This is a genomic window from Kitasatospora sp. NPDC041988, assembly GCF_055588525.1.
Map to the genome: position 1 here is coordinate 12,367 of NZ_JBVJCO010000020.1, position 18,721 is coordinate 31,087.

At 67.0% G+C, this 18,721-nt stretch carries 14 protein-coding genes; 6 read left to right on the forward strand and 8 right to left on the reverse strand.

What is annotated here, in order from left to right:
* Positions 1 to 142 precede the first annotated feature (142 nt).
* Both ACZ6NC_RS20800 and ACZ6NC_RS20805 read right to left on the reverse strand, forming a co-directional pair.
* Positions 143 to 958 carry a class I SAM-dependent methyltransferase gene (locus ACZ6NC_RS20800; RefSeq protein ID WP_465734801.1) on the reverse strand — a complete coding sequence of 272 codons (816 nt, stop codon included), beginning with the start codon at positions 956 to 958 and terminating at the stop codon, positions 143 to 145.
* The gene (locus tag ACZ6NC_RS20805; RefSeq protein ID WP_465734803.1) at positions 955 to 2,286 is read right to left on the reverse strand and encodes a helix-turn-helix transcriptional regulator; all 1,332 of its coding nucleotides are present in this window, start codon (positions 2,284 to 2,286) and stop codon (positions 955 to 957) included. The genes ACZ6NC_RS20800 and ACZ6NC_RS20805 overlap by 4 nt, the downstream gene beginning before the upstream one ends.
* A gap of 194 nt (positions 2,287 to 2,480) precedes the next feature.
* On the opposite strand from ACZ6NC_RS20805, the gene ACZ6NC_RS20810 reads away from it, so the two are divergent.
* The 5 genes from ACZ6NC_RS20810 (at position 2,481) to cyaB (ending at position 7,367) form a co-directional block, all read left to right on the forward strand.
* Positions 2,481 to 3,032, forward strand: a complete 552-nt coding sequence (locus ACZ6NC_RS20810; protein WP_465734805.1) for an ATP-binding protein — start codon at positions 2,481 to 2,483, stop codon at positions 3,030 to 3,032.
* Entirely contained in the window at positions 3,033 to 3,449 is a 417-nt protein-coding gene (locus tag ACZ6NC_RS20815) for a hypothetical protein (protein WP_465734807.1), read from the forward strand.
* Positions 3,450 to 3,538: 89 nt separating this feature from the next.
* Positions 3,539 to 5,701, forward strand: coding sequence for a B12-binding domain-containing radical SAM protein (locus ACZ6NC_RS20820; RefSeq protein WP_465734808.1), 2,163 nt, complete (start codon positions 3,539 to 3,541; stop codon positions 5,699 to 5,701).
* Positions 5,702 to 5,751: 50 nt separating this feature from the next.
* Entirely contained in the window at positions 5,752 to 6,804 is a 1,053-nt protein-coding gene (locus tag ACZ6NC_RS20825) for an aldo/keto reductase (RefSeq protein WP_465734810.1), read from the forward strand.
* On the forward strand, positions 6,801 to 7,367 hold the full coding sequence (gene cyaB / locus ACZ6NC_RS20830; RefSeq protein ID WP_465734812.1) for a class IV adenylate cyclase: 567 nt from the start codon (positions 6,801 to 6,803) through the stop codon (positions 7,365 to 7,367). Before ACZ6NC_RS20825 ends, cyaB begins: the two co-directional genes overlap by 4 nt.
* Positions 7,368 to 7,506: 139 nt before the next feature.
* Here cyaB and ACZ6NC_RS20835 read toward each other — a convergent pair whose 3' ends face one another.
* Entirely contained in the window at positions 7,507 to 10,782 is a 3,276-nt protein-coding gene (locus ACZ6NC_RS20835) for a CHAT domain-containing protein (protein WP_465734997.1), read from the reverse strand.
* A 561-nt stretch (positions 10,783 to 11,343) separates the two neighbouring features.
* Between ACZ6NC_RS20835 and ACZ6NC_RS20840 the strand changes: the two genes are divergently transcribed.
* Entirely contained in the window at positions 11,344 to 12,174 is an 831-nt protein-coding gene (locus ACZ6NC_RS20840) for a hypothetical protein (RefSeq protein WP_465734814.1), read from the forward strand.
* Positions 12,175 to 12,933: 759 nt separating this feature from the next.
* On the opposite strand, the gene ACZ6NC_RS20845 is transcribed toward ACZ6NC_RS20840, so the two are convergent.
* The 5 genes from ACZ6NC_RS20845 to ACZ6NC_RS20865 all read right to left on the reverse strand — a co-directional run bounded on the left by ACZ6NC_RS20845 (position 12,934) and on the right by ACZ6NC_RS20865 (position 18,683).
* Positions 12,934 to 14,844, reverse strand: coding sequence for an outer membrane protein assembly factor BamB family protein (locus ACZ6NC_RS20845; protein WP_465734816.1), 1,911 nt, complete (start codon positions 14,842 to 14,844; stop codon positions 12,934 to 12,936).
* Between the two features lie 93 nt (positions 14,845 to 14,937).
* Positions 14,938 to 15,315 (reverse strand): hypothetical protein, encoded by a 378-nt coding sequence (locus ACZ6NC_RS20850; protein ID WP_465734818.1) that lies wholly within the window; start codon positions 15,313 to 15,315, stop codon positions 14,938 to 14,940.
* Positions 15,316 to 15,317: 2 nt separating this feature from the next.
* Positions 15,318 to 16,025 carry a replication-relaxation family protein gene (locus ACZ6NC_RS20855; RefSeq protein WP_465734820.1) on the reverse strand — a complete coding sequence of 236 codons (708 nt, stop codon included), beginning with the start codon at positions 16,023 to 16,025 and terminating at the stop codon, positions 15,318 to 15,320.
* 108 nt (positions 16,026 to 16,133) lie between these two features.
* Positions 16,134 to 18,275, reverse strand: coding sequence for a type IV secretory system conjugative DNA transfer family protein (locus tag ACZ6NC_RS20860; protein ID WP_465734822.1), 2,142 nt, complete (start codon positions 18,273 to 18,275; stop codon positions 16,134 to 16,136).
* A 279-nt stretch (positions 18,276 to 18,554) separates the two neighbouring features.
* Positions 18,555 to 18,683 carry a hypothetical protein gene (locus ACZ6NC_RS20865; RefSeq protein WP_465734824.1) on the reverse strand — a complete coding sequence of 43 codons (129 nt, stop codon included), beginning with the start codon at positions 18,681 to 18,683 and terminating at the stop codon, positions 18,555 to 18,557.
* Positions 18,684 to 18,721: the final 38 nt, after the last annotated feature.

Consider the following 18,721-nt stretch of genomic DNA (forward strand, 5'->3'; position numbering starts at 1 on the left):
CCACCGAAGCGGGCTGGGTGAGTCGGGTGCATGTCCTTTGTTGGACGATCCATTGCCTTGCGTACCCGCACGAGATAGCCCCAGCAACCATCTTGGCTGCCGGGGCTCTACTAATTGCTTTAGATGGCTCGGGAGCGGCGCGCTACTGGCGACAGACGAGGATGCCGCCCAAGCACGTGATGCGGAAGACGCCCTCATCCTGGATGGTGGCAGCCGCCAGCTCCTCGGCCCGCTGAACGGTTTCCGCGAACGGCACGCCAAGCTGCTCGGCCCAGGCTTCGTACGAGGCCAGATGCGCCACGATCGGGGCCGGATCGGTGACCTCGATGACGCCGGGCAACTCCCGCACGCGGACGTCACCGAAGGCCGAGCTGAGGAAGCCGGGTGCCTTCTCCAGTGAGAAGCGCGAGCTGAGGGAAACGCGGGTCGGCCCATCCGGGACACCGAGAACGTCGCCAGCAGCGCGTCGCCATAGCTCATCCAGCTCCCGCTTGTCGCTGTCACTGTTGGTCGAGGCCAGCACCACGCCACCCGGTTTGAGTACCCGCGCCAGATCCGTGACCGTCGCCTCGATGTCCCGCAGGTGGTACAGCATGTGCATCGCCAGGACGGCGTCGGCCGTCTGGTCGGCAAAGGGCAAGGCCTGGGCGTCCGCCACCACCACCGGTCCGGGCACGTCGGCCAGGATGCCGGCCGAGATGTCGAGACCCACCACCGCGAGGTTGGGGCGATCCTGGCGCAGTCGCTTGATGAACTTCCCGTTGCCGCAGCCAACGTCGAGCACCAGGCCGTCTGTACCCACCAGCTCCTGGACGACGAGGCCTGGCAAGTCGTACTGCGGCTGCTGCCACCGGTAGATGGACTGCCTGGCGGCCAGATGCCGCTGGTCGCCATAGGCGGCATGAGCCAGCAACTTCGGATCGGTGACGGCAGCGTCCTGCTGCTCGGTGTTGGTCACTGCGCGAGCTCCGGAGGGTTCGTAAGGGCGGGGCGACGGCACGCCTCCCTGACACTTTCCCGAAGGCTACGGGCAACCGTCGAGCCCGCGTAGGTAGGTTCGCCAAGCCGGACGCCGAAGGCCTGCAAGCGATTGGAGATGCTGGCCGTGCGCCGCTCGGGCGAGGCGTCCAGTACTACCGCCAGCTTGTCCCAGACACCATCGATGTCGCCGCCCGCCAGGTGGGCGGTAGCCAGGTCAAGGTGGGCTGCCAGCAGGTCACCGGATGACTGATCTTCCTCGGGTGCGGCTTGGTACAAGGCAATCGCCTGCGACGAGGCGTCGATGGCTTGCTGGACGTGTTGCTTGCCGCCGACGGCCAGTAGCGCGGTTCCGGCGTAGGCCCACTGCTTGGCCTCGGGGAAGGTGAAGACGCCGGGCAGCTCAGACGAGACGACCGTGGTGTGCCGGGCGTCCCGGGCCGCCGCCACCGCCCATAGAGCTTGCGTTCGATCACCACAGGCAGCGTTCGCTCGCGCCGCCAGACTGAGGAGCCGAGCTCGGATCGTGCCAGCCTCGGCATAGCGCAGGCCGGATTGCGCGAGGTCGGCGGCTTGGCGGTAGTCCTGCTGCCAATAGGCGATCAAGGACTGGACGGACCGCACCCAGGCGCGCAGCTCGTTGTGGCCGGCGGATTCGGCGCAGCGCCAGGCCGTGCGGGAGTGGGTGGCGGCGGCAGCGAATTGGCCGAGGTCCAGTGCTACGTGCGTGGCCAGGCCGCACAGCCGACCGGCGGCCAGGTACAGCTGACTTGCCTGGTAGGGGTGCTGGTGGCCCTGCAAGAGCTCGAATACCAGGCGGCGCAGCGTCGTGATCTCACGAAACAGCGTGGTGACCGGCTGGCTCACGAAGCTGGTGGCCAACCGCGCGATGTCGGCGTCGAGCTGCTCCAGGACGAGATCATCCACATTGGACTGACTGGCGAAGCGCAGGAACAGGGCCGAGTCGGCGGCATCGACCGCTACGGCTTCCACCAGCGTCAGGGCCGTTGTGTCGGTGGCTAGCCGTCCGGCCGCCGACTCCACCAGGATCGATTCGGGCGTGGCTGGCGGAGCTGAGCCGGGCTGGGGCGCGAGGTCAGCCTCGGCTCCAAGCAGGGCGGCCAACCCGTCGGCGTTGACCCGGAGTGCCCGCGCGAGCTGCGGTCTCATCCAGGGTTGAGGATCACTGCGGCCGCTTTCCCATCGCCCCACCGTCGTGCGGTCAATCTGAAGCAGCTCGGCCAGCGACTCCTGCGTGTGGCCAACGGCCTTGCGCCGTTGGATGAACCGCGTCCGCTTGCCTGCCATCGGCTCCCGCTCCTGGTGCGCCAAATCGATTGTCGGTGACGTTCCGCCAGGTCACGCCCGGGTTTGCGACACGGATGCATCACTGCCACCGCAATTCTGCTCTGTTCCGGCTCAGCCGGAGGCGGTTCGGTAGAGCCAATCGTCCTTTCGCGTTACGCCGATCTGATTCCAGCTCCCACCTGGGAGGCACCCCCATGCCACAAGCACGCTCCAGCGTCAGCCAATTGGCGCTGGCCGATACCCCCAACGCCGTGCCGTGGGCCCGGCGGCACACCGTTGCAGTCCTGCGGCACTGGCAAGCCTCGTCCAGCCTCATTGACACGGCCCAGCTGGTCGTCTCGGAGCTGACCACCAACGCCATCCGTCGTCTCCAGCCGGGCGAAGAGCCAGCGCCGTACTCGGCCGCCACGCCGGTCAGCACCATCACGCTGACGTTGCGGCTGGAAGGCTCCCGTCTGCTGTTGCTGGTGCACGACTACCAACCCGAGGCGCCCGTGCTCAAGGAGGTCGGCCTGGACGCTGAGTACGGCCGCGGTGTCTTCCTGGTGGCCCATCTGAGCAACCAGTGGGGTTACTACGCCCCGGCCGCGGCCAGCGGCAAGGTCGTCTGGTCCGAGCTGCTGTTGGAGCCGACCGGGGTGGAGCCAGCGACGCCGGCCACGGGGCTTCAGCGCTCACCGTTCGAGAAGGATCCGGCCTCGTCGCTCCTGGTGGCCAAGACGCTCGTCGGACTGCGGGGACTGTAGATGACGCTGGCATCCGCGCTGACTGCGCATCACGAGCCACTCGCGCCGGACCAGCTGGCGTCCCTGCTACGGGCACCGGCCGCCAGACGTAGCTACCTCTGCCAGTACGTGCTCGTCCTGACCGGCGGCGAGCAGGTGACCGGGGGGCTACCGCTGCGCCACTTCGCGGAGTCGCCCGGTCAGGCCGTGCGCTGGCTGCGTCGAGCGGTTCGGCGGCTGGCCCCGACGCTGGATGAGCACGCCGAGCGGCTGGCCACTGAGTGGTTGGACGACGAGGCCGGCTACCACGCGGCCGTCCTTGGCCTGCTCCACGGCGAGGCGATCTTGCTGGCGTTGCCCTCGGACGGCCTGTGCCTCCAGATCGAGGCCCGACCGGTGATCACCCTGACCACCGTGGCGGCCCCGGCCGCTTCCTGATCTTCCCATCCACCACCTCCCGGACGGGCTCTTTCGCCCGCCAGGTGAGCCGTCATGCCCGCATCTCATATCGGAGAAACGAGGCTCGAATGACCACCGCCACCACGCAGCGACCCGTACCGCAGGTCGACCGGCTGGCTGAAGCGATCCAGCTGGCGCTGCCCGCAGCCCCGGCCGCCGTGGTTGCTGGCGCTGCCCGGCTCCTCATCGCGCCGCCCCGGCTGCGGCGGCACCTCGACCACCACCTGGCGGGCCAGGTCGGCCGTATCCGGGTGACCGGCACCTTGGACCGGCGGCTGGTGCTTATCGAGCGGCCGGACGCGACGTGGGTGGTGGCCGACCTGTCGGGCCAGCCGCACGACTCGCGACACTGGCCGAGCTGGGTTACCGACCACCTGGACTTCCAGTCGCCGGACTCCTGGCTGTCGCTGGCCGTCATGGACGACTACGCCGCCCACCGCTTCAGCCGGCCGCAGCTGCTGCTGGCAGCGCTGTACCACCCGGAGTACTTCCCGCTGCCACGATTTCCGCTGGGCATCAGCGACGTGGCCCGGGCTGGCCGCTCGACCCTGATGGGCGAGGTGACGCTGGCCGACATGCAGCTCGGCGTCACCATGGCCGATCTGGTCAAGGCCGTGGCCCAGGACGCCCCCGACATTCTGGGCATCTCGGCCACCTTCGGGCAGCACGACCTCATGACCGAGCTGCTGGACGCCGCGTACGGCTTGGCCGAGCCGCCGCTGGTGGTGGCCGGTGGCAGCCTGACCGCCCGCAACGAGGCGCTGCTGCTGGAGCAGTACCCCGATCTGCTGATCGCCCGGGGCGCTGGTGAGGCCACCATCCAAGACGTGCTGGCCCACTGGCACGGCGACATCCCGCGCGAGGACATTCGCGGCATCGGCTACAACGGCGCCGCCCGCGGCGCCGGCACGCTGGCCATTGGTCGGCGGCGGACGGCCAAGCCGGTGTCCAGCTCCCAGGACGACATCTTCCCCGAGCTGGACCTGCTGCCCGACACCTTTGAGCACCACGGCGTCGGCCAGGCGGAAGGCTCGCGCGGCTGCACCAACTACTGCTCGTTCTGTCCGCGCGGCCACAAGGGCCAGTGGTTCGGCGGCCACCCGGAAGCCTTTCCCTGGCTGCTGGACGAAATGGGCCGGGTCTACGACCGCTACCCCCACCTCTCGCGAACGCTCTACCTGGTCGACGAGGAGTTCATCGGCCGGGGCCAGGACGCCGTACCCCGGGCGCTGGAGATGGCCGGCACGCTTCACACGGCCGGCTTCAAGTGGGAAACCAGCTGCCGCATCGACCAGGTGACGCGGCCCGACCGTGACCAGGCCTGGCACGTCGAACGCGCCAGCATGTGGCGCGGCCTGGTCGACCGCGGCCTGCGGCGCTGCCTGTTCGGCGTCGAATCCGGGGTGGACTCGATTCTGCAGCGGTTCAACAAGGAGACCGGCGGCGAGCAGAACGCCGTGGCTATCCGGACGCTGTCGGCGCTCGGCGTGCCCACGCGCTTCACGTACATCAGCTTCGACCAGCTGATGACCTTCGACGAGCTCAAGGCCACCTACGCCTACCAGGGCCGCACCGATCTGCTGCTGTCGCCGCTGCCCGAGCTCAGCCCCGAGGACATCGTGGCGGGCGTCGTTGACCCGGACTGGGTGGCGGCTCATTCGACTGGTCGGCCGTTCCACTCGGCCGTCTCCTACATGCTCGTCTCGATGGAGTGCCTGATTGGGGCGGCCTACACCAAGCAGGCCCAGGCCGCCGGCCTGACGGGTGAGGTCCGGCCGTCCATGGGCCGGGTCGACGCCCGCTTCGCTGACTGGCGCATCGGCGTGGCCAGCGAGTGGGCCCAGCTCTGGGTGGATCGGAACTTCGCGCTCGACTACACCTTCAAGTCGCTGGAGAAGATCCTCGACGGCGACCCGCGCCACGCCGTGCGGGCCGCCCGCGTGGTGCTCAAGGACGCCGCCTACACCGTCTTCGGCCACATGATCCGCGAGATTGAAGCCACCAGCCAGGAAGTCGGGGCCGAGGCTGGCGCTGATGAGCTGTCGGCCGGGTTGCGGTTGTGGCTGAACGCCGAGGTTGCCCTGCTGGCCGACCGGATGAGCGGCGTGGTCGAGCAGGTCAGTCGCACCTTGCCGCCCGACCACGCCCGCACGCTGGCCTACGAGCACGGCCGCTGGGCCCGCAACACCGAATGGCGCTCGATCAACGCCAGCGACCCGTGTGGCACCTGATGAGGGGACTCAAAATGGACCGACGACAGCTGCCCGGCTTGGATCGTGAAGTGTCAGCCCTCGGGGCCGGCTGCTGGACGATTGGCGGGCTGGCCACCAACCGCGGCGTGCCCATTGGCTGGGCCGGGGTCGATGAAGACGAAGCCTTCGCCGGCCTGGTCCGGGCGCACGATCTTGGCGTCACGCTCTACGACACCGCCGATGTCTACGGCCTGGGCCGGTCGGAGCGGCTGCTCGGCCGCCTGCTGAAGCAGGTCAACCGCAGCCGCCTGATCATCTCCAGCAAGGTGGGCTACTTCGCCGGTACGGCCAGCCACCCGTACGCCGCGGCCCAGATCCGGCGGCAACTGCTCACCAGCTTGAGCAACCTCGGCACCGACCACCTCGACCTGTACTTCCTTCACTCCAGCGACTTCGGCCCCGACGACCGCTACCTCGACGAGGCCGTCGAGACCATCCAGCGGCTGCGGCGCGACGGCCTGATCCGGGCCGTGGGGATGCGTGCGCCGCACGAGTTCGCCGTCGAGTGGGCCAGTGGCCCCCACCACCCGCAGGCGGCTGAGAGCGCCCGGTTCCTGGCCCTGTTCGAGCGGATCCAGCCAGATGTCCTGACCGCCCGCTACAACCTGCTCAGCCCGCTGTACGGCCCCGATGAGACCGACGTCTTCAGCTTCGCCCGCCAGCACCAGGTCGGCCTGCTGCTCAAGCAGGTGCTGGGCCAGGGCCTGCTCATCGGCGCGCGCAGCCCCAACTCGCCCCTGGCCTTTCCCACCGGCGACCACCGCCAAGGCGGCTCGTTGTTCACTCGGCCAACGCTACGGGCCATTCACGACGGCCTGGCCACCCTGAGCCAGCGCTTCGGTGGCAGCCGGGCTGATCTCACCCGCGTCGCCGTGCGCTATGCGCTCCAGCGCGACCCTGACGCCGCCGTCCTGCTGGGCTTCCGCAACGCCCGGCAGATCGGCAGCAACCTCACCTGTCTGGGTGAGCCCTTGAGCTCGGAGGACATTGGCGCGATTCAGCTCGCCATGTCGTCCGTCCGGGACATGCTTACCGCGTCCCGACCCGCCACCCCCAACTCCCCTCAGGAGCACAGCGCATGAAGTACATCGAGGTCGAGCAGAAGTTCCAGCTCCTCAGCTCGCCGGACGACCTCAAGGCCACCCTGGCGGCCCGCGGGGCCAAGGCCGGCACCGCCTCGCGCCAGGTCGACACCTACTACAACGCACCCCACCGCGACTTCCTGGCTGGTGAGGTCATCTCGGAGTGGCTGCGGGTCCGGGTCGAGGACGAGGAGTCGTCGCTCAACTTCAAGCGGTGGTACCCGCTGGAGGAGCCGATCAAGACCCACTGCGACGAGTTCGAGACCACCGTGGCCGACGCCGAGGCGGTCACCCGGCTGCTGGGCGCGCTCGACTTCACTCGCGTCACTACCGTCGACAAGGTCCGCGAGGAGTGGGTCACCGACGGCATCGCGGTGGCCTTCGACACCGTGGCCGGCCTGGGCGAGTTCATCGAGTTCGAGTTCAAGGGCGAGGCCGACACCATCGAGGAGGCCACGGCCAAGATCGAGGCGTTCATCGCCGGGCTGGGCATCGAGCTGGGCGACCGCATCCACGCCGGCTACCCGCACCTGGCGCTTGGGATCGCGCCCGCCACAACCTGAGCCTCGTATACGCACGAGGGCCGGAAGCCTCAGGGGGCTTCCGGCTCCTGTCGTTGCGCGGTGTGTCAGAGGTGGCCGATTGTTCCTTGCCGCAGTGTTGCGCCCTATTGGAGCGGGAAGTCCGGCTGGAGTACGAGGGCTAAGGTCCCGTGTGTATGTAGGAAGCCCACCGTGAAGGGACGAGGGGAGCTTGGTCTCGGACGTGGCGGATAGCGGCGCTTAAGGCTGACGCTGTGTGGGTGGCTCCTGGTGGGCCATCAGAGGTGTCGGATTGAAGGGATTTATATAGATCACTAGTGACCTTGATGGCCGTATTGACGCCAATGGGCCACAGGGTGCCGACGACATGGGTGTAGCCGGCGAGCTGGAAGGCAGCAGCGATGTGGATGGCCTCGTCGGCGAGCGTCAGATTCCCGCGATGAAAAGTACTGCATGCTGACAGGAACGCAAGCTCAGCGCCATCGTTGTGGAGTTGCGATACCTTGAGAACCGACAGCTCATCGTCGTGGAGCGCCAGATAACTGGCTGACGGGCTATCGGTGTCGCTCCACCCATGGCAGGCAAAGTGTGCCCACGCACAGCTCGGGAGTGCGGCGAGAACGCGTTCCAGGGTCGCTTCCGGCCCGACAAGAGATTCGAGGTTGCCAGAGAAGTGCTGGTTGAGAATCTTGACTGCCTCGTCAGCCTCAAGAAGGTCAGGCTGGCCAGGCGTGCGTGGCATGGCGACGACCAGCTTCTGCACGTTTGCGCCCATCGGCACTTTGGTGCGCGCGTGGCTCAGGGCGCGGACGGTGGGTGTGTAGGAGGAAACCACCCGGTCCATTACCGTCGGCGGCATGGTCTCGTCAAGGCGGGTATGGTAGCCGGCTGCGTGCAAAGGCAGAAAGTTGAGCAGGCCGGTTGGTGACCACCAGACCCTAGAAGGTGGTTGACTATCTTCGAGCCGAGTGGTCAAGCCGAGATCGGTGAGCACGGGCTCGGCGAGATCATCCCAGAGCCAGCGGAGAGTGCTCTCCACGCGTTTCTCGGCGTTCACTCGTTTCTCAACGTCCGCGTCATCCTGGGCTGTTTTCAGAGCATCCAGAAACCTATCGACCTGTCGGGTGACCGCCTCGGGGGTGAGCGCCGGCAGCGGCACGGTATGTACTCCTTCAGGAGTCAGAATGATGGCGTCAGAACGATATCCGCTGACGTTGACCGTGATGATCGGGCCCGATTGAGCGGCGCGGAGCAGCTCGTCGATACTCGGGGGCGACAGGAAGCGCCGGAGTTGAGGCTCCTGCTCGATTAGCAGATCCCACTGGCGGGCTAGCGCATGCCGCCGATCCACCACGGCTCTCATCTTCGGAACCGATTCGAGGGTGTCGGCTGTGAGCGATGAGGAGTAGACGTCGCTGTCGAGTTCTTCACGGAGCCGGTCGAACTGTTCGGCTACTCTCGGGTCGCGCTTGCGTAGTTCGGTCAGGTCGCTGCGGGACTCCAGGGCTTGGGAGAGCAGGACTCCACGTCCCTGTTCGAGGAGGTCGACTGCTCGTGTCGGGTCACCGGCATGCAATGCGGCTGCGGCGGCGTCGGACACGACTCCGGGGAAGCGCGACAGCTGATGTTCTTGGTCGCTTGGCCACAGGTGGCGTGCAGCAACGCGCGGCAACAATTCGACAGCTGTCGCAAGTCCTTCAGTCGCCTCATGCCAGTGCTCGGCCACGGATTCAAGACGACCCCAGCTGCGGGCAGCTTCCAGGCGGACGCTGGAGGGTGCAGCAGTCACGTGCGCTGCTTGGCGGAGGGCCATTGCAGCCTCGTCGCGCGCTGCGGTGTCTCCCGGTTCAGCGTGCTGCTGCTGGGCGTTCAACCCGCTGGCCAAATTTGCCAGGAGTTTGGCAAGGTCGGGGTGGTCCGCAGGGGTTGCCGCAATCGCGTCCCGGTCGGCCTGGACCGCTTCTGCGAGGGCGAGTGGGTTACCCGTACGCCCGTACAGGGTCTGCAGCGCTCTGCTGAGACCGGACAAGACCATGCCACGATTGGGGTGACCGCTCGGGGTTGCGGCAACGGCTTTGCTCAACACGGTCGGCGCCTCGACGAGGGGCCTGAGGTCGCCCGTCTGCTCGTGTTGGGTCATAAGTGCGCTGCCCAAGTTGACCAGGAATCCAGCCCTTCGGGGATCATTCTCTGACGCGCCCTCGACTGCCTCCCGGCTTACGGCGACCGCCTCCTCAATCGTCGCCTCGTCCGGTACGCGCTGATAGCGAACCACTAGGGTGTGGCCGAGATTGGTCAGGAACCCCAGCCTCAAGTACCCGCCACTTGGTTCTGCCGCGACAGCTTCCCGCTGGATGTCGATGGCGTCGCTGAGCGTGGTCAGATCCCCGATCGAGTCGTATCGAACGCGCAGGGCGATACCCAGGTCCGACAAGGTGGTCCCGCGCCCCTTGTGCCCGCGCCGGGTCTCCTCGGCGGCCTCCCGGTAGAGCCGGGTCTCCTCGGCGGCCTCCCGGTAGAAGCCGATGGCTTCCTCTAGTGTGGCTGGGTCCCCCGTTCGCTTGTACGAGACCAACAGGGCGTTGGCGAGACCGCCAAGCGATGACCACCGGCGAGAATGACCGGGAGCGGTGTCCGCGAGGGCTACTCTGCCGAGGCTGATGGCCTCATTCAGCGCCTCCAGATCATCCACACGCTCATGCCGTGCTTGCAGGGCACTGCTGAGCGCGAACACGAAGTCCGGACGGTCCTCGGGGGAGCTTTTCTCGGCCGCTTCGCGCAACCCGCGGATGGCCTCTTCAAGCGCGTCCAGGTCGTCCACGCGCTCATGCCACGCATGAAGCGCCTGACCCCAGTTGGCTAGGTAGCGGGCCAACATTGGATCGCTCGCTCCGGTTGCCCGGCCGGCTTCGACTGCTTCCCGGCCTACTCGCTCGGCCTCCGCGAGCACGTCAAGATCCCACGCGCTGAGATGCAAGTCCATCAAGGCGGTGGACAAGGTCGATAGGTAGCCCGCGCGGCGGGGATCGATGCCTGAAGTGAAGTCGACCGCCTGCCGAAGGAGTTCGATCGCTTCATTGATCGCTTTGGGATCCTGCGTGTCAGCCTCCACCAGCAGGTCGACAGCATGGTCATGCATTGAAGTCACTTGATGGAGGAACTCTTGAACCTGGTCAGGAACAAGCTCTGGGTGCTCCGGCACCTGCCGGTAGACCGGACTCAGGAGCTCGACGGCCCGCACCAGCTCCAGTCTTCCTTGCTCTTCCGGGAGCACGAGGTACCGATTCCAGTGCAAATACCCGACCGCCCACAAGGCTTCCACGTCGGACACTGGATCAGTACGGCTGTCCATCAGGGCCGCTGCTTCTGCCGCCGCCTCCTGACTCAGAACCACCTGGGGATCCCCAGTTGCGTTGAACTCTTGCAGCCGTTCCATCACTGCGGCTAGCAGACTCGCCCGGGTCATGCTTCCTCCCCGCGTCTCACCCGCAACGTGTTGGCTGCGCTTTGACTGACAGTGAGGACCGAGCCCATGCGGCGAGCCACGGAAGCGGACTGAAGGGAAACCTGGTATGTATACGACGCTAGCGCGAGCTGCGTCCTGACGCACGTCGTTGGGTGCCGAGCTCGATCGAGGGAGTGAGATGGCTGATCGACGTCACGACACTGCTTGGTTGTGTGAGCAGCTACCTGTCCTCCGCAGACTAGCGAAGGGCGCGGGCAACGATAGGGTGCAGGAGCTGGCAGACATCGTTAACGTTGCCGGCGAGCGCGGAGAGTTCATGGAGCTCCTTAGGGTACTGGGCCCCCGTCTCGGCTTTGATATCGACAGTATGATGGGCTTTAAGCCGCTAGATGGACCAATCCCACCGCCTCTTCCGGGGGTGTATGTGTGCCCGGTGGGCCTTTGTAGCAGCCGGCGCGAACATCAGCCGGGCGCACCACTGCCTACCTGTGCGATCAGCGGGCAGGTACTCCGTGCTGAGTGGGATTAGCCGTGCAGGGATTCCTCAACGAGCTGGGCAAGAAGCTGGCCGAGAAGTGGTTCTCCCTGCTGGTGTTGCCCGGCCTCCTATTCTTGGCCGCGGGCACGGTCGCGGTGATATTGGGGCAGGCCCGCTGGATCGACTGGACGTACCTGATCGACGAGTCCCGCGATCTCGGGCAGAAGCTGAGCATGCAGCCGGGGGTGACGATCGGACTACTCGCAGTCGCGACGTTACTCGCCGCTGCTGCCGTCGGTATCACGGCAAGGGCGCTCGGGAGCTTCACCCAATCTATGTGGCTAGGTGACTGGCCCCGAATCTTCAGCTGGGCAGCCAAAGCACGTACAAACAATATCAATAGTCGCTGGAAGCGTTGTACTAGCAATTCTAAGAAGCTTCAACTCTCTATGGCAGAACCCAAGAGTGCTACGTGGATGGGCAACAGGATTGGGTCCATCAGCGCCCGAGTTGACAATGTATATGGGTTGCAGCTGAGGCGCGCTTGGCCTTGCCTCTGGTTGATCATGCCAGAGTCATCCCGGAACGAACTGCACGCCGCCCGCACAGAATTTGAGATCGCCGCCACACTCGCCGGATGGGGAGTGCTCTACACTCTGATTGGCATCCAATGGTGGCCTGCTGCGGTGATCGGACTGGTTACGTGCCTCACGGGATGGCGCCGTGGCCGGGCTTCTATCGACGCTTTCGCCAGCCTCACTGAAGCAGCAGTTGACGTTCATGGTCCTGCTCTCGCTGCAGCCCTAGGTTTCGGTTCCAGCGATGTCCCGCTCGATCTAAAGACAGGACGGAAGATTACCGAGCGGGTGAGAAAGGGGGCTTAAGAACTCCAGAAGAGGGGGGTGCCCTTCTTGAAGGTGCTGAGCTCGGCGATCCCCTGTTCGGCGAAGAGAACAACTCACCGCTCATCTTCTGGAGATCAATATCCGGTACTCATCAGCCACTGCACCCACCCCGGCCGATTGCTCATGATCGGATCCTCAACCTAGCGGCTGCGAATGATAGGTGCTGGCATGCCGGGCTGCACCGGAAGCGGAAGCTTTGCCTTTCCTGCGCACTCTTTACAACAGACTAACGCCACTGGGTCCGATACTCCCTCATGCTCGAATACCTCATCTTGCTCACATTCGAGAAGGCGGCTAATCATAAACTCTGCCGGGTCGGGCTCGATGCCGAGCCTAACCAAGCCAGCTACGAGCAGTTGGCCGTCTCCCTGGAAGTAGAGAACAGTGGTAGCAGGCTTTCGGCAGGCCATACAGGTGGCATTCATGGCTTTCTTGCCTCTCGCATCCGTGACTCTGAGTCGCCCTCACCGCGCCCGAGCAGGGAGGCCACCTCAGGTAGATACTTCCATTTCACACCCACGCTCCTCAGCTTGCAGTCCGGGAAACCGCATCGTGGCAACTCCCATTTGTTGAAACGTCGCTTACTGCGCATGCAATACAGCTGAGCTGGCGCGATGACTCGTCGGCGCCCGGCTGGTGGACGGAATCGTCGGCGTGCGTCAGTGCCACACCACAGCTTCAGCCCCCAGCTCCTGGCCGCACCTCTTCGCCTGAGCCGCGATGACCGAGCATGCCCCCTCAACGTCGTAGAGGCACCACGCTGCCGTCCGCTTTGACAAGGACTGCATGCTGTTCATCTGCGGTGGCAAAGGCAGGCGCTCCTAGCGGCGTGGTGCTCCAGCTGACCTGGCCCGACAGGCCGTCCACCAGCCACAGCCCCGGGTTGCCCGACGCATCGGCCCAGCGCACCAGCCTGCCGCCCGTCAGGTACTCGGCCGGCGGCCGGTCGATCTCCCACCAGACCGCGGTGGAGGTCCAGAGCTGGCGGCCGGTAGCCGCGTCGTAGGCGATCTCCTGCTGCGGCGTCCCGTCGGCGCAGCCACCCAGACACACGTGGACGAGCACGACCTGCTCGGAGAGCGTGGGCCACAGGCCCAGGTGGCCGGGGAACGGTACCCGCCAGAGCACCCGGCCGGAGCTCAGTGACCGCGCCTCGATCCCGTCGCTCGTGCCGAGGACCACTCGGCCGCCAGCGATGCCGGCCAGCTGCGGACCGCTACCGAGTTGCCCGAGGTCCCGCGTCCACTCGATCCGCCCGGTCGCCAGGTCCAGCGCTGACACGGCCATGTCGCCAGCGGCCCCGTCTTCCACGGCCACCAACGTCTGGCCGTCCGAGGCCAGCGCGCGGATCTGCTTGCCAGACAGGCCCCGGCTCCACTGCGGCACACCGGTACCGGCCTGGAAGGCGTGGAGTGGCCCCTGCGGGCCGTCGGCGATGACGACCAGGCCACTCACCACCACCGGCTTGATCGGGCTGGCCGTGCCAGACGGCCACGGCTGATCCCACTTCACCTGGCCGCTGGCACCATCCAGGCCGAAGAAGCCGGTACTGCTCTCGCTCACCACCACATCGCCGGTCGCGTCAGCCTGCGACGTCCAGTTGGCCTGCGGCGGACTGGCGGCGTGGTCGCTCTCCCAAATAGCTCGGCCGGCGTCCAGATCAACGGCTCGGATCGCGGTCCGGCCATCGGAGGCTTCGGCGGCCTCGTACAGCAGGTGGCCGGCGACGGTCACCCGCGGGGTGGTGGCGTCGGTCATGTTCTCCACCAGCGGCCCCACCTGCCAAGCCACCCCCTGCGCAGGTGTCTCCGGGCCCGTCGCCCCCGCCGATGGCGTCGGGCGCGGCGCAGCCGGGCGACCGTGCGGTCCACCCAGCATGTGGCCGCCGACCAGGATCAGCAGTACCGCCAAGATCAGGCCGAGCGCGATCCCCACGACGACCCGCGACTGCGAGGAGGGAGCGTCAGCAGCTGGCGACGGCGTGTCCGCCGGGGCGGCCGGAGCCGGGCTGGCCTCGGACACCACCACGGCTTCCGCGACGGTGACGGTCAGGGTGATGCCAACTCGGACGTCGTCCACCGCGACCTGCACCCAGTCGGTCCGCAGACCGGGTTCCAAGCTGGTCGAAATCTCCCGGCCGCGGAACACGATGACGGCCGCGGTGACGTCCTGCAGCTCCTCGTACTGGTCGTTCGTCCAGAACCGGCCCCAGTGGTTGAGCATCGCGACGCGGCCCAGGCGGGAGCCGTCGCTGTAGCTGATCCTGACCTGCTGCGTGTCCGGTACGTCACCGACGGACACCGTGCCGAAGTCGATCGTCTCGGGCTCCAGAACCAGACGCCGCGGCGGCGGGGGCGGAGCCGGTGGCGGTTCAGGCCGGGGCCGGCCCGAGGCAGTGCTGCTGGCCACCTTCCGTCGGCTCAGGTTGTACTCCGTGCGCCGGAGGCTGTCCGTCAGGATGTCGCGAGCCTCGTTGAGCTTCACTGCCTCTTGGTGGGCTCGGTGCTCCTCGCCCGCCCGACCGTCTGGATGGACCTGGCGGATCTTTGCCTTCCAGGCCCGCTGGACCGTGGCCGTGTCAGCGTCGGGTGGCACGCCCAGCCGGGCGTACAGATCATCGGTTGGGGGTCGCCACACGGCACACCTCACCAGGCCTCGGGCGGTGGAGGCTCCACCGTAGGCAAACCGGGGGTCCCGAAAGGTCCGTTCGTTGCCGCTGGGGCGGCCAGTTCAAGGTCATCGTCACTCCTGGCTGCTCCAGCCGTAGTACCGCGGGTTGCGCTCGTGGTAGTCGGGGTTGGCCGCGATGTCACAGCTCGGGCAGCGGAAGTTCCACCCGTCAAACTTCGGAGTGGGCCTCTGGCAGTCCCGGCAGGGGTAGAGGTTGCAGTGATCCATGACCGCCGGCCAGCCCATGAATTCAGCACCGCAGGCGCACTGGTAGGGCGCTGGGGGCGAGACGTTGTCCACCACCCGCCAGAACCACTGCTCGATGTTGCGCGGCTCCATCCGGTGGCCGCTGCCCACCAAGAAGGCGGGACAGCCGAAGTGATCGATCTCGTAGACCGACAGTTCGTCTCCTCGTAGCTCCAAGTAGCGGATGTCTAGCGGACCGCACATGACTACCTCCTCAGCCAGTCGGTGGTGTCGTTGAAGGCGCAGACGGCGAACCAGTCGCGGTCTGGGTGTCGCTCGATGGCTCGCTGGATCAGCCGCAGCTGTCGCGCCTCGCAGGTCGGCAGATCGTGGGACACCACGAACAGCACCAGCGGAAGCGAGCCATCAGCTGCGGGCCAGGATCGAGCGGCCGCCGCGTAGGTGGTGAGCTTGCCGGTGATCTGCCCGGCCGACTCGGTGGCCCGGTCCAACTCGATGAAGACCTGCCGGCCGCGGCCGCTGCATTCGAGGCGCAGCCAGGCGTCCGGCTTGAGCGTCATCGCCCCGACCTGCCGGTAGCTGGTCGGCTCGGCCTCGAAGTCGGTCAGCGCGAAGACACCGTCGCGGGCGGCCTCGACCAGCCCGACGTACAGCTCGGCCAGGGCGAACCGGTGATCTTGGAAGGTCCGGCTCCGGCTGCCCGGCGGCAGGTAGAGGTAGCCGTCGCTGCCGCCGCGGTGGCCGCCGATCCAGCGCTGCGGCAGTCGGGCGACCAGTCCCCAGCGGACGAGGCGGGCCATGGTGCGGCGCATCCGCGCACCCCGCGAAGCCGGCGAGCCGTCCGCGAAGTGGAGCCGTTGAAGCTGGCCTGATGAGACCTGGCCGAGCTGATGGACGCTGGCGATGACGGCCCGGTCGCGGGGCGACAACTGGGCGGAGGTAGGACTACGCATGGGCGACAGTCCTTCCGTACACGAGATTGGGCATCTGCCCAGGTCGATGGCTGGAGGGGTGTAGCGCGACCTGTACCCCGACCGCTACGGCGACTGACACGGCCATCGCTACGCCTCCCAACCGCGCGGGGGCTCCTGGCCAGTGGCCTTCGGCCCCTGCTGCCGGGCCAGGATGGCGGCCTCGACTACGTTCCGGTGGGTGGCCCAGCGGGCGCGGGAGGCGGCGCGGACCTCTACGGGTGAGCTGGTGACCGGCAGCGGGGGCAGGGTGCGGGCGGTGGCCGGTGCGCTCGGCTGATCATCCGTCACCACCTGGAGGACCACTTCGAACTTGCCCAGAGCGATTAGGTCGGCCGGCTCGACCGGCGGCCCGAGTTCGCGGGCGGCGGCGTGAGCGTCATCCGCACTGACGGCGAAGGCAACTTTCGTTCGCGTGTTCGAATTGATCGCGGCGCGCACCTGGACCGGCATCTGGGCGTCGTGGGTGTGCCCGAGGCAGAGGCCGAGGCCGTACTTGCGGGCCTCGGTCAGCACATCCGCGATTGGTAGCGCTGAGTGAAGACTCGACTGCGCTTCGTCAACATGCAGGAAGTAGGGATGCCGGTCGTCACGCGGCCGGGCCATGGCGGCCTGCCACATCCGCGAGAACACGAGCGAGCCGAACAGGGCTGAGGTCTCCTCGCCGAGCAGCCCCTTGGGGATGGAGACGATCAGGACCTTGCGCTCGCGCAGCACCCGGGCCATGTCGAGCCGGTTATCGGCCTGCCCCAGGGTGAGCTTGACGCTCTCGCGCAGCAGCAGCGGCTGCACCCGGTGGATAGCCGGCTGAACGAGGCGCAACTGCTCGGCGGGCTTGGCCTCATCGAACCGTGCCCAGAAGCTGTCCAGCATCGGGTCGGCCACCTGCCGCATGATCCGGGCGCGGAAGGCCGGATTCGTCAGGAACTCCGGAATCTCGGCCAGTGTGTAACCGCGTACCGACGCCAGCGTCTGGATCGCGGCCCGCAGGTAGTTCGAGGTGTAGATACCGGAGTCGTGGTAGATGCCGTGAAAGATGGCCATGACCTGGTCGGCCAGAACATCCGGCTTGGCGGTGGTATCGAAGATGTTGAAACCGACGTGCAGGCCGCTGCCGTCCTCATCGGCCGGCTCGACCAGTACCACGTCACCGAGCCGGTCGGGCGCGATGCGCTCCAGCAGATGACCCGCGGCCTCCCCGGTCGGGTCGATGAAGCACACCCCATAGCCAGCTGTGATCTGACGGACCGCAAGATTGATCATGAAGGCGGACTTACCGACGCCAGTACGACCGTGGACATGCACGTGCTTGAGCAAGTCGTGCGGCCGCAGGGCGATGGGACGCTCGGCTCCGGGGTAGTTGGACGTCGCCACCACCAGACCCGTGCTCGGGATGGTGTGGTCGGCTATCAGGCGGCGGCTCCGCACGGGCTTCAAGCCGGGGACCGCTGGGCGGCCCAGGGGCAACCCTGTCACGATCGCGAGCTCGGCGGCGTTCATGATCGACGCCCTGGCCCCGGGAGCCGATCGCTCACGGAGGCGCATCCGGGCAGTCTCTGGCGAGACCAACCGGCGCTTGAACTGGACCCCGTGGGTGCCGAGACTCGCGTAGGGCGCACGCAACCGGGCCAGCAGCACGTCGGGCCGGTGGCTCCGGGCTGCCAGCCGGCCCACCACGTGAAAGACCGGCTCGTCCTGCTTCTTCTTGTCGGCCGCCGGGTCGATCTGCCGGCCCCAAGGCTGCTTGGTGTCGTCCTTGGACACCGGGCGCGTCGATCGGGCCCCGGTAATGATCCACTGCTGCACCAGGGTCTCACCGTCGCCGAGGCCGGTGAAGGCGCTTAGCAACGATGCCACCGCTCCGGCCGGAGACGGGATGCGCAGTGGTTCGTGCTGGCTCGTGAGACCGATCTCGATCACCTTGTTGAACGCGGTCATGCTGACGCGGTCATCCGCCGAGGCGACCGGCGCGACGATGGCCCCGGGCAGGAGGGTGGTGATGAGCTGCTGGCTCGCCGGTCGGAGGTGTTCCGGCAGGTTCACGGTGAAGGTGAAGCCGAGCCGATCGGCCACCACCTCGATGGCGATGGTCGGGGGCGGCGTACCGGCCAGCAAGGGGCCGCTGAGTGACCGAAACAGGCCGAGCACCGCGTCGTAGGACAGGTCACGAGGACACATCACCTCGACCGTCTGTCGACGACCGTGGGGGCGCTGGCACCGGGGGTTGCGCACGCGAATCTCCTTGAGGAAGAAAGGGAGTGGGGAATGAAGATCGCCGGGGCGGAGCCCGCCCCGACGAGAAGATGGATCAACCTGCAGCTGGCGACTCGGTGGGCTCGACCGGTTCGCCGCGCGTCGGCCGCTCGGTCTGCCGGGCCCGCTCGGTGTCCCGAGCGATCCGGATGAGCTCACAAAGCGTCACGGCCGTGTCGGGATCAGTGACTGTCGCGGGAAGTCCTTGCTCGCTGCGTGACCGTCGCACCCAGGCAGCCAGGTCATCCGGCGGCACCGTCACCAGCGCGTGCCCCACCGGATGATCGCGACGGCAACCGTGGCGATGACCGCCAGGGCGACGAGCCCGAGCACCACCCAGGGCAACACGGGGATCAAGGTGAGCAGGAGACGCTGGGTGACGATCATCAGGACGATGATCAAGACCAGCGTCCCGCGCCAGCCGC

What these genes read in the sequence shown, in the direction of transcription:
- ACZ6NC_RS20820 (WP_465734808.1), top strand. Translation starts at nt 3,539, where the DNA reads ATGACCACCGCCACCACGCAGCGACCCGTACCGCAGGTCGACCGGCTG.
- ACZ6NC_RS20810 (WP_465734805.1), top strand. Translation starts at nt 2,481, where the DNA reads ATGCCACAAGCACGCTCCAGCGTCAGCCAATTGGCGCTGGCCGATACC.
- cyaB (WP_465734812.1), top strand. Translation starts at nt 6,801, where the DNA reads ATGAAGTACATCGAGGTCGAGCAGAAGTTCCAGCTCCTCAGCTCGCCG.
- ACZ6NC_RS20850 (WP_465734818.1), bottom strand. Translation starts at nt 15,315, where the DNA reads ATGTGCGGTCCGCTAGACATCCGCTACTTGGAGCTACGAGGAGACGAA.
- ACZ6NC_RS20835 (WP_465734997.1), bottom strand. Translation starts at nt 10,782, where the DNA reads ATGGAACGGCTGCAAGAGTTCAACGCAACTGGGGATCCCCAGGTGGTT.
- ACZ6NC_RS20815 (WP_465734807.1), top strand. Translation starts at nt 3,033, where the DNA reads ATGACGCTGGCATCCGCGCTGACTGCGCATCACGAGCCACTCGCGCCG.
- ACZ6NC_RS20865 (WP_465734824.1), bottom strand. Translation starts at nt 18,683, where the DNA reads ATGATCGTCACCCAGCGTCTCCTGCTCACCTTGATCCCCGTGTTGCCC.
- ACZ6NC_RS20855 (WP_465734820.1), bottom strand. Translation starts at nt 16,025, where the DNA reads ATGCGTAGTCCTACCTCCGCCCAGTTGTCGCCCCGCGACCGGGCCGTC.
- ACZ6NC_RS20805 (WP_465734803.1), bottom strand. Translation starts at nt 2,286, where the DNA reads ATGGCAGGCAAGCGGACGCGGTTCATCCAACGGCGCAAGGCCGTTGGC.